At 67.6% G+C, this 10,230-nt stretch carries 11 protein-coding genes; 6 read left to right on the plus strand and 5 right to left on the minus strand.

What is annotated here, in order from left to right; translation table 11 throughout:
• Nucleotides 1–606: a hypothetical protein gene (locus CNE_RS18055; protein ID WP_013958484.1), complete on the minus strand. Its 606-nt coding sequence runs from the start codon at nt 604–606 to the stop codon at nt 1–3.
• Nucleotides 607–720: 114 nt separating this feature from the next.
• Here CNE_RS18055 and CNE_RS18060 point away from each other — a divergent pair, with 114 nt between their 5' ends.
• The 6 genes from CNE_RS18060 (at nt 721) to CNE_RS18085 (ending at nt 6,622) form a co-directional block, all read left to right on the plus strand.
• Nucleotides 721–1,794 carry an AraC family transcriptional regulator gene (locus CNE_RS18060; RefSeq protein ID WP_013958485.1) on the plus strand — a complete coding sequence of 358 codons (1,074 nt, stop codon included), beginning with the start codon at nt 721–723 and terminating at the stop codon, nt 1,792–1,794.
• Between the two features lie 258 nt (nt 1,795–2,052).
• Nucleotides 2,053–3,627 (plus strand): flavin-containing monooxygenase, encoded by a 1,575-nt coding sequence (locus tag CNE_RS18065; RefSeq protein ID WP_013958486.1) that lies wholly within the window; start codon nt 2,053–2,055, stop codon nt 3,625–3,627.
• Between the two features lie 61 nt (nt 3,628–3,688).
• Nucleotides 3,689–4,579, plus strand: coding sequence for an SDR family NAD(P)-dependent oxidoreductase (locus tag CNE_RS18070; protein WP_013958487.1), 891 nt, complete (start codon nt 3,689–3,691; stop codon nt 4,577–4,579).
• Nucleotides 4,576–5,538 carry an alpha/beta fold hydrolase gene (locus CNE_RS18075; protein WP_013958488.1) on the plus strand — a complete coding sequence of 321 codons (963 nt, stop codon included), beginning with the start codon at nt 4,576–4,578 and terminating at the stop codon, nt 5,536–5,538. Before CNE_RS18070 ends, CNE_RS18075 begins: the two co-directional genes overlap by 4 nt.
• 47 nt (nt 5,539–5,585) lie before the next feature.
• Nucleotides 5,586–6,461: a metal-dependent hydrolase gene (locus CNE_RS18080; RefSeq protein WP_041228254.1), complete on the plus strand. Its 876-nt coding sequence runs from the start codon at nt 5,586–5,588 to the stop codon at nt 6,459–6,461.
• Nucleotides 6,458–6,622 (plus strand): rubredoxin, encoded by a 165-nt coding sequence (locus CNE_RS18085; protein WP_013958490.1) that lies wholly within the window; start codon nt 6,458–6,460, stop codon nt 6,620–6,622. Before CNE_RS18080 ends, CNE_RS18085 begins: the two co-directional genes overlap by 4 nt.
• A 106-nt stretch (nt 6,623–6,728) precedes the next feature.
• Here CNE_RS18085 and yidC read toward each other — a convergent pair whose 3' ends face one another.
• The 4 genes from yidC to rpmH all read right to left on the minus strand — a co-directional run bounded on the left by yidC (nt 6,729) and on the right by rpmH (nt 9,512).
• Nucleotides 6,729–8,396, minus strand: a complete 1,668-nt coding sequence (yidC, locus tag CNE_RS18090) for a membrane protein insertase YidC (RefSeq protein WP_013958491.1) — start codon at nt 8,394–8,396, stop codon at nt 6,729–6,731.
• Nucleotides 8,397–8,417: 21 nt separating this feature from the next.
• A complete protein-coding gene (yidD, locus tag CNE_RS18095; protein ID WP_013958492.1) occupies nt 8,418–8,729 on the minus strand; it encodes a membrane protein insertion efficiency factor YidD in 312 nt (103 codons plus the stop codon).
• Between the two features lie 10 nt (nt 8,730–8,739).
• Complete coding sequence (gene rnpA / locus CNE_RS18100) at nt 8,740–9,204, minus strand: ribonuclease P protein component (protein ID WP_085959671.1); 465 nt, start codon at nt 9,202–9,204, stop codon at nt 8,740–8,742.
• Between the two features lie 173 nt (nt 9,205–9,377).
• Entirely contained in the window at nt 9,378–9,512 is a 135-nt protein-coding gene (rpmH, locus tag CNE_RS18105; RefSeq protein ID WP_008650850.1) for a 50S ribosomal protein L34, read from the minus strand.
• Nucleotides 9,513–10,230 lie beyond the last annotated feature (718 nt).

A 10,230-nucleotide genomic window follows, 5' to 3' on the forward strand; every position in this document is an offset into this window, starting at 1 on the left:
TCAGGCGTGCAGCGCCTTGTAGACGGCCGCGTTGGGGCCGGGATAGCCGCTGCCAGCCCACGCGGCCGGCAACACGTAGTAGCTCACGCTGGTGAGCTTGACCAGCACCACCGCGCCGGCATTGAGCGTGGCCAGGCGGCTGGCGCGCCAGCGCGCCAGGAAGGCCTGCACCTGCGTGGGCGTGGCCGCGCTCCAGTCCTGGCGGATGCCGGTCAGCGCCCAGCGCAGCGGCATGCTGGCAAGCAGGCCGAACAGCTTGCGCAACTCGGCTTGCGCGCCCGCGCCCATCGCGGCGCAGGTTGCGTCGATATTGCGCAGCGCGTCCTGCTCAAGGGTCGCGCGCCGCTGCGGCGGGGATTCGGCCAGTTCGGTGACGATGGCCGGCAGCAGCGCGCGGAGCATCGCCACGTCTTCCGGGCGCAGCCAGGTCATGCCGGCCTGCGGCGCGGGATGGGCCGACGAGCAGCCGGCCAGCGACGGCACCAGCGCGGTACAGGCCAGCGCGGCCGAGAAGCCGAGGCCGACTTTCAGGAAGCCGCGCCGCGTCAGCGCGTGCAGCGCCTCGGCATCGGCATCCGCACCGCGGTGTGGATGATTGGGGGGCATATTGTCTCCTTGCGTCGGTCTCTTGTATTCCGGCGGGGCAGGCCCGCATTGACGCTACCCGGAGTTTGGATAAAGATCGGTGCCCGGTCTTGATCCCGCACGACAGGTGATTTGATGCCACGCGCCAACCAGCCCGACGGCGGTGCCAGTGGTGCGCCAGCGGGCACCGCATCGGGCACCGTCTCGCTCGCCTACCTCCGCGCCGTGCTCGATCACGGCGCGCGCCAGGGCATTGCCCCGGCCGAACAGCTGCGCGCCGTCGGCGTGCCGCCCGAGCTGCTGCACGCCACCGGTGCGCAGACCGCCACGCGCATTCCCGGCGCGGCCTACCTGGCGCTGCTCGACTGGCTGGAGCAGGTCACCGGCGATCCCGATGTCGGCCTGCGCGCCGGCGCCGCCTTCGCGCCGCGCCACTATGCCGAGATGGGCTACGTGGTGCTGACCACGCCCACCGTGCGCGACGCCATCCTGCAAGGCATCCGCTATGAGGTGCTGGCCAACGATATCGGCGGCACCCGCCTGATTGAAACGCCGCATGCCGCCTGCATGACCTGGGAAGCCCGGCATGGCCCGCTGTCGCGCCATGCGCATGAGCTGCACATGGCAACCTGGGTGGTGTTCGCGCGCTGGCTGATCGGTGAGCAGCACGTGGCCACGCAGGTGGAATTCCCGCATCCCGCGCCCGCCGATACCCGGCTGCATGCCGAGGTGTTCGGCTGCCCCGTGGTCTTCAACGCCGCGCGCCATGCCATGCATATCGAACGGGCCTTGCTGGACCTGCCGTCGCTGCAGGCCGACGCGGGCATGCAGGTGCAGATGACGCGCATCGCCGATACCCAGCTGCAGCAGATCGTGCCGGCCGGGGCCGACGCATTGGCGCAGGCGCGTGCCTATATCAGCGGGCGGCTGCCGCAGGGCGAACTGCCGATTGCCGACGTGGCCGCGCACCTGGGTATGCCCGTGCGCACCCTGCAGCGGCGGCTGCAGGCGCAGGGCATCAGTTATTCACAGCTTGTGGATAACGTGCGGCGCGCGCTGGCGGAACAGTATCTTGCCGATCCCGGCATCAGCCTGGCGCAGTGCGCGATGCGGCTCGGCTATTCCGAGCAGAGTGCCTTCACCCACGCCTTCAAGCGCTGGACCGGTGAAACGCCGCACGGCTGGCGGCGCAAGGGACAGGCCGCCTAGTGCCTGAATGTTGCGGCCACGCCTTCGTGATCCGCGAAGCCTGAAAAAAATCTCCCGGTTTCAAACGCACGACCGAATCCCACGGCGCAAGCGCCTGCGGGGTGGCATCGCCTTGTTTCATGTGCGCCAAACGCCGCTGGAAATCCCCAAAAATTAGAACCATCCTTCAACTCACGGCATTGACCACCTGCCCGGCGCTTCCTACGATGACATCCATCAATGTCACAATAAACACTGTAATAACGGTGAGGAGCGCCCATGAATGCACCCGCGGAGCTGCCGCAGCAGGCATCCCCTGCTCTCGAGCACACAGACATTGCCATCATCGGCAGTGGCTTTGCCGGCCTCGGCATGGCGATACGGCTGCGCGAGCGCGGCGAGCGCAACTTCCTGATCTTCGAGAAAGCCGGCTCCGTCGGCGGCACCTGGCGCGACAACCATTACCCGGGCTGCGCCTGCGATGTGCAGTCGCACCTGTATTCCTTTTCCTTCGCGCCGAACCCGGACTGGTCGCGCATGTTTTCGACCCAGCCGGAGATCCGCGCCTACCTGGAAGGCTGCACCGACCGCTTCGGCCTGCGCCCGCACCTGCGGCTGCACCATGAACTGTGCCACGCCGCCTGGGACGAGGCCGCGCAGGTGTGGCGCCTGGAGATGGCCGACGGCAAGGTGGTCCGGGCGCGCGTGCTGGTCTCCGGCATGGGCGGGCTGAGCCGGCCTTCCTACCCCAATATCCCCGGTCTGGACTCGTTCGAGGGCGAGTGCTTCCACTCGCAGCACTGGAACCACGCCTATGCGCTCGCCGGCAAGCGCGTGGCCGTAATCGGCACCGGCGCCAGCGCGATCCAGTTCGTGCCGCAGATCGCGCCGCAGGTGGCGCAACTGGACCTGTACCAGCGCACCCCGCCGTGGATCATGCCCAAGCCGGACCGCGAGGTCAGCGCGACCGAGCGCTGGCTGTTCCGCCGCTTGCCGTTCACGCAGACGCTGGTGCGCACCGGCATCTACTGGATGCTGGAATCGCGCGTGCTGGGCTTTGTGCTGCATCCGAAGATCATGAAGGTGGTGGAGCGCGTCGCACGCGGCCATCTGGCCAGGCAGGTGCGCGACCCCGCCTTGCGCGCAACGCTGACGCCGGACTACACCATCGGCTGCAAGCGCGTGCTGATCTCCAACGATTACTACCCGGCACTGACGCGCGACAACGTGGACGTTGTCACCACCGGCATCGCCCGTGTGGAGCGCGACGCGGTGGTGCTGCGCGACGGCACGCGCCGGCCCGCGGACTGCATCATCCTGGGCACCGGCTTCCATGCCACCGACCCGATGCCGCGCGGCGTGATCTCCGGCCTTGACGGCGTGGACCTGGTCGATGCCTGGCGCGACGGCGCGCAGGCCTACCTGGGCACCACCGTGGCGGGCTTCCCCAACCTGTTCTTCGTGGTCGGCCCCAATACCGGCCTGGGCCACAGCTCGATGGTGTTCATGATCGAGTCGCAGGTGGCCTACATCGCGGACGCCCTGCAGCAGATGCGCCGCGAAGGCGTGCAGGCGGTGGACGTGCGCGAGCCGGTGCAGCGCCGCTTCAACGAACGGCTGCAGACGCGGCTGGGCCATGCGATCTGGTCCGCCGGCGGCTGCGCCAGCTGGTACATCGACCCGCGCAGCGGCCGCAACACCACGCTGTGGCCGGGCTTCACCTGGCAGTTCCGCCGCGCCACGGCCAGCTTTCGCATGACCGACTACGACCTGTACCCGGTGCGGCGCGCATTGCCGGACGAGACCGCAATGCAGCCCGGGTCGGCCGATATCGCCACGGTCGCCGGTGCCTGACGTACACGCATTCCCCCTGACTCACACCCAAAAGAACGACATCACCGGAAGGAGACCGGACATGAAGGACTTCCGCAACAAGGTTGCCGCCGTCACCGGCGCCGGCTCGGGCATCGGCCGCGCGCTGGCGGTGGCGCTGGCACGGCAGGGCTGCCACCTGGCGCTGTCAGACCGTAACGAGGCCGGGCTGGCGCAGACCGTGGCCCAGGCCATGGCCGCCGCACCGCAGGCCCGCATCACGCAGCACACCGTGGATGTGGCCGACCGCGCCGCGGTCTACGCGTGGGCCGCCGCGGCCGCCGAGGCGCATGGCCGCGTCAACCTGATCTTCAACAACGCCGGCGTGGCGCTGTCCAGCACCGTCGAGGGCATGAGCTACGACGACCTGGAATGGATCATGGGCATCAACTTCTGGGGCGTGGTGTACGGCACCAAGGCCTTCCTGCCGTACCTGAAGGCCAGCGGCGACGGCCACGTGGTCAATACGTCGAGCATCTTCGGCATCTTCGCCCAGCCCGGCATGGGCGCCTACAACGCCAGCAAGTACGCGGTGCGCGGCTTCACCGAATCGCTGCGGCAGGAGCTGGACCTGATGGACTGCGGCGTGTCGGCCACCACCGTGCACCCGGGCGGCATCAAGACCAATATCGCCCAGGCCAGCCGCGTGTCATCGAGCGTCAACGGCTTCCTGGTGCGCGACGCGCAGCACGGCAAGGATGAGTTCGAGAAGTTCTTCATCACCCCGCCCGACAAGGCCGCGCGCGTGATCCTGGAAGGCGTGCGCCGCGATCGCCGGCGCGTGCTGATCGGACCCGACGCCTACGCCGCCGATGCCATGGCGCGCCTGCTGCCGGCGGCCTACCAGTCACTGGTGGTGCGCGAGACGCGCCGCAAGCGCGATCTGGGCCCCGCTGCGGCACCGGCCTCGGTTGGCCAGGGAGAGCGCCCGTGAACCGGCTCGCGATAGAACAGGATGCTGCGCTGCTGGCGCCACCGGGGGCACTGACGCGCTGGTTCGGGCAAGGCCGCGTAGGGCTGTTCAGCCTGTCGCGCGCCACGCTGGCGCAGCGCCATGCGCTGCCGGCCTCGCGCTGGGTGCGCGTGCTGGATGCGATGGTGCACTACACCGACGAAGGCCCCGCCGACGGCGAGACCCTGGTGCTGATCCACGGCTTCGGCGCTTCGCTGCATACATGGCAAGGGATTGTGCCGGCGCTGGCGCAGCGCTATCGCGTGCTGCGGCTGGACCTCGCCCCGTTCGGGCTGACCGGGCCGCTGCGCGATGCGCGCGGCCGCATCGAAACCATGGACGTGCACCGCTACCGCGATTTCATCGATGCCTTCCTGGCTGCGGTGAACGTGCGCCGCGCCAGCATCATCGGCAACTCGCTGGGCGGGCTGATCGCGTGGGACCTGGCGGTGCGCCGGCCCGATGCGGTCGACAAGCTGGTGCTGATCGACGCCGCCGGCTTCCCGATGCGGCTGCCGATCTATATCGACCTGTTCCGCCATGCGCCGGTGCGCTGGTCGGCACCGTGGATGCTGCCCGAGTTCATCATCCGCGCCGCCACGCGCGATGTCTATGGCGATGCCTCGCGCGTGCCGGAGTCCACCTTCCGCCGCTACGTCGACTTCTTCTACGCCGAAGGCAGCCGCGAGGCCGTCGGCAAGATGGTGCCCAAGCTCGACTTTGCCCAGCTTGACACCCACCTGCTCGGCAGCGTGCGCGCGCCCACGCTGGTGCTGTGGGGCGAGCGCGACCGCTGGATCCCGCCCGCTCACGCGCAGGCCTTTGCCGAGCGCATCCCCGGTGCGCAGCTGCGCCGCTACGCGGGGCTTGGCCACGTGCCGATGGAAGAAGACCCGCAACGCGTGGCCGCAGACCTGCTGCCGTTCCTGGCAGCCCAATGAATTCCCACCGGCGCAACACGCGCCGGCCTTCACCCAAGGAGACCGCCATGATGCCAGTCCGCCGCGACGTGCATCCCCACCTAACGCCAGAACGCATCAGCGACTGGCACGAACGGGGCCGTCACATCACCCATTTCATCAACGCGCTGTCGATCTTCTTCCCCGCCGGGGAGCGCTTCTTCATGGACAGCGTGCGCAACTACCGCGACCAGGTGAAAGACCCCGAACTGAGCCGCGCCATCGCCGGCTTTATCGGCCAGGAAGCGATGCACACGCGCGAGCACATCCTTTACAACCGATTGATGGAAGACGCCGGCCTGCCCGCCGCGGCGCTGGATCGCACGGTGTGGAAACTGCTGGACCTGCTGCGCAAGATCCTGCCCAAGTCCTGGCAGCTGGCCCACACCATCGCGCTGGAGCACTACACCGCGATGCTGGCCGGTGGCCTGCTGCAGGATCCGCGCCACATGGGCGCGGCCTCTGAGACCGGCTACCGGCAGGTGTGGACCTGGCACGCGCTGGAAGAAACCGAGCACAAGGCCGTGGCCTACGATGTCTGGAACACGGTGATGAAGCCCGGCCCCTACCGCTACTTCCTGCGCACCTTCACCATGCTGACCACCACCGTGACGTTCTGGGCCATGGTGTTCGTGTTCCACATCGCGCTGGTGATGGGCGACAAGGGCTGCCGCAACAAGCTGACCGGGTTTGGCGGCGTGCTGCGCTTCCTGTGGGCCTCGCCCGCCGTGCTGCCCAAGATGATCCCGGAATGGCTCAGCTACTTCCGCCCGGGCTTCCATCCGTGGGACGACGACAACCGCGCCGAGCTGGCACGCATCGCCCCGCTGGTCGAAGAGATCGAAGACACCGCGCGCGCCGCCGGCGTCTCTACCCGTGCGCCCTCGCTGCGGGGGGCCGCATGACCATCTGGCAGTGCCGTATCGGTGGATTCGTTTATCAAGAAGCGCTCGGCATGCCCGAGCACGGGATCGCGCCCGGCACACCGTGGGGCGCGGTCCCGCTGGAGTGGAGCTGCCCGGACTGCGGCATGGCGAAAGCGGATTTCGACATGGTTGCGCTATAGGCGGGCGGTGATCAATGCGGGGTGATGGCTGTCAGCGCCCCGATCCATCAAACAAAAAGCCCGGCATCACTGCCGGGCTTTTCGCTTACCGCAACTTGCAACAGCTTCAGCTCTTGGCCACCACTGCCGCCTTGCCCTTGCCGAGCATGCGGTTGATCTGCCACTGCTGGGCGATCGACAGGATGTTGTTCACCACCCAGTACAGCACCAGGCCGGCCGGGAAGAAGAAGAACATCACCGAGAACACCAGCGGCATGATCATCATGACCTTGGCCTGCACGGGGTCCGGCGGGGTCGGGTTCAGCTTGGTCTGCACGAACATCGACACGGCCATCACGATCGGCAGGATGTAGAACGGATCCGGCACCGACAGGTCATGGATCCAGCCCAGCCACGGCGCGCCGCGCATTTCCACCGACGACAGCAGCACCCAGTACAGCGCAATGAACACCGGGATCTGGATCACGATGGGCAGGCAGCCGCCGAGCGGGTTGACCTTCTCGGTCTTGTACAGCCCCATCATCTCCTGGTTCATCTTCTGCGGGTCGTTCTTGTAACGCTCGCGGATCGACGTCATGCGCGGCTGCAGGTCCTTCATCTTGCCCATGGACTTGTAGCTTGCCGCCGACAGCGGGAAGAACACCAGCTTGATCAGCACCGTCAGCGCGATGATCGACCAGCCCCAGTTGCCCAGGAAGCCATGCAGCTTCTCCAGCAGCCAGAACAGCGGCTTGGCCAGGATGGTCAGCCAGCCATAGTCCTTCACCAGCTCCAGGCCCGGGGCGATCTTCTCGAGCATGTGCTCTTCCTGCGGGCCGGCGAACAGGCGTGCATCGGTGGTCACCGTGGCGCCCGGGGCCAGTTCACCCAGCGGCTGCTGGACGCCCACGCGGTACAGGTTCGGGTCGATCTGCTGGACGTAGAAGCTGTGCTCCTTGCTGGTCTGCGGGATCCAGGCCGAGGCAAAGTAGTGCTGCACCATCGCCACCCAGCCATTGTTGGCGGCGGCCGGCACGCTGGCCTTGCCCTTGGCCACATCTTCAAAGCTGATCTTGTGGTACTTGTCGGCGTCGGTGTAGATGGCCGGGCCGGTGAAGGTGCTGTAGAACTGCGACTGCTCGACCTTGCTGCCGTCGCGCGCCAGTTCCAGGTACAGCGTCGGCGAGACCGGCGCGGCACCCGCGTTGGTCACCGCGAACTTGGTGTCGACCACATAGGTGCCCTTGTGGAACACATAGGTCTTGACCAGCTTCACGCCGTTCTTCTCAGCGGTCAGCGCCACTTCCAGCTGCTCGGCGCCGTCCAGCGAGCGCGGGCCCGGGGCGGCGGTGAACACCGTGGTGTGGTTGGGCAGGTCGCCGCCGATCAGGCCCGAGCGTGCCATGTAGGTACGCACGTTGTCGCGCTCGAACAGCACCACCGGCTTGCCGTCCTTCTCATGCTCCTTGAGCAGCTCCAGGCGCGACACGATGCCGCCGGCGGTGTCGATCTCGGCGCGCACCGTGTCGGTGGTCACCACGATCTTCTCGCCGGCGGGCTGGGCCGCGGCCTGCGGCGCGGCCGGGGCAGCGGTACCCGCTGCGCCTGGCGCCACGTTGGCCTTGGGCACGTCGCCCTGGGCGACAGCGCCGCTGGCGGCGGGCGCCGAAGCGGCCTGTTGCGTCGTGCTCGGGAAGAACATCGACGCATGGCCTTGGGAGCGCTGCCAGTTGTCGTAGAGCAGCACGAGGGCCATCGAGAAGATGACCCAGAGGATGGTGCGTTTGATATCCATGTCTGGCTGTGGTCGGAGAAATCAGGGTCTGGGCAGACGGATCGCAACAGGCGCATGGCCTGCGGCGGCATGGACGGAACGGCCCGCGTGGGTGTCCGGCCTGGCAGTGTCGTCAGCTTGCGTGCCCGGCACGGGATCATACCCGCCTTGGGCGAAAGGATGGCAGCGGCACAGCCGGCAGGCGGCCATCCAGCTGCCGCGCGCGGCGCCGTAATGGATGACGGCGTCGCGGGCGTAGTCGGAACAGGTCGGCAGGAAGCGGCACTGCGAGCCCAGGTAAGGACTCAGGGCGATCTTGTAGATACGCAGCAGGGCTAGCAGGATTCGCTTCATGGCAGGCGGTTCAGGCCGGAAGGCCTGGTGGCTGGCTTTGCGAGGGGCTCGCCGGTGGCGCCGCGGGTGGCGGTGCCGAAGGCGAGGCAGGCGGTGCGGGTGGCGGCAGCGGCTTGGCCGCTACGTCGAGCAGGCTGGCGATTTCCGCCGCGCATGCCCTTCGGACCGCCGCGCGCGTCGCAAATTCCGCGCGCGGAAACTTGGCTTGCAGGCGCAGCAGCACGTCGCGCCCCGCCAGGTGCTCACGGCGCTGGCGGAACAGTTCGCGCGCCATGCGCTTCACCAGGTTGCGCTCAGCCGCGCGCGGCGCGAACTTCTTGCCGACCACCACGCCAAGCCGGCCTTCCGGACGGTCATTGGCGCGCACGTAGAGCACGAAATGCGGGCTGCGCCGCCGGGGCCGCAAAGCAAAAACGGATGAAAACTCATCCGTCTTTGTTAGCCTCGCGGCTTTGGGGAAGGCATGGGCTGACACGCTGGGTGACACTGGTGAGCGCTGGCGAATACTACTGCTGGCGCAAAAGCGGCGCCCTGCGGCAAGCGGCCGGCCGACCTGAAGCCGAGGCGGTGGGCATTGACGGCTGCGCGGCACGGCTGCGGTACGCTGCAGCCGGCGCCGGGCGCGCCGTCAGGCCGGTCGCCCGGGCCTCAGATGGCCAGGCGCTTGCGGCCCTTGGCGCGGCGTGCGTTGATGACGGCACGGCCGCCGCGGGTCTTCATGCGCACGCGGAAACCGTGGGTACGCTTGCGGCGGGTAACGGAAGGTTGGTAGGTACGTTTCATGTTGCACTCTCTGGTTGATCTTGGCTCGCCCGACTCCGGCCGGTGCCGGGGTGCCGTGGCCGCCGCGTATGGTTCGCATGGGGCTGCCGCAAGCAAGAAACTGCCGCGGCGTATCCGACGATTCTGGTTCTGTCTTTGCTGCCGGCCGAATGGCGCGCGCTGCAGGCGGGGTGGCCTGTGGGCGCGGACGGCACGAACAGGCCAGACCCGGCGATGCGCATACGTGATCCCCTGCCGCATCGCAGAACCCGCCATTTAAACGATTTTCTCCGGCGCTGTCAAGGCACAAGTCTGTGTGCAAGGGCACAATTGCCACAGCGCCCAATGGCCCGTGGTGGCCCATTGTCCACAATGGTCGGTGGGTAACTGCATGTGCCCCGAGTGCCACCTCTACCGCAGTCATCCACAGGCGAAGTCCCTGTTTTGCCTGGGATTTTGCCCGTTTCCGCACCCCGGAAAGCCGCACCACAGCAAGGGTTGTGCACACAAATCCACTGCATTTGCACAAGTTGTCCACAGACTTATCCTTTGTGGATAACTCAGGGGCGGGGGTACAATCCGGGTCCAAACACAACACGGGCTGCGTGGCGCAGGCGCAACCCGGGCCCCCACCGCGGCAACGCATGACTGAACGCACGCCAGTGCGGCGAGCCTGAAGGCTCGCTGGCTGCTGCATTGGCATGCCGCGGAGGCCTCACCGAACGGAATTGATTCCTAA

The organism is Cupriavidus necator N-1 (assembly GCF_000219215.1).
Taxonomy (GTDB): domain Bacteria; phylum Pseudomonadota; class Gammaproteobacteria; order Burkholderiales; family Burkholderiaceae; genus Cupriavidus; species Cupriavidus necator.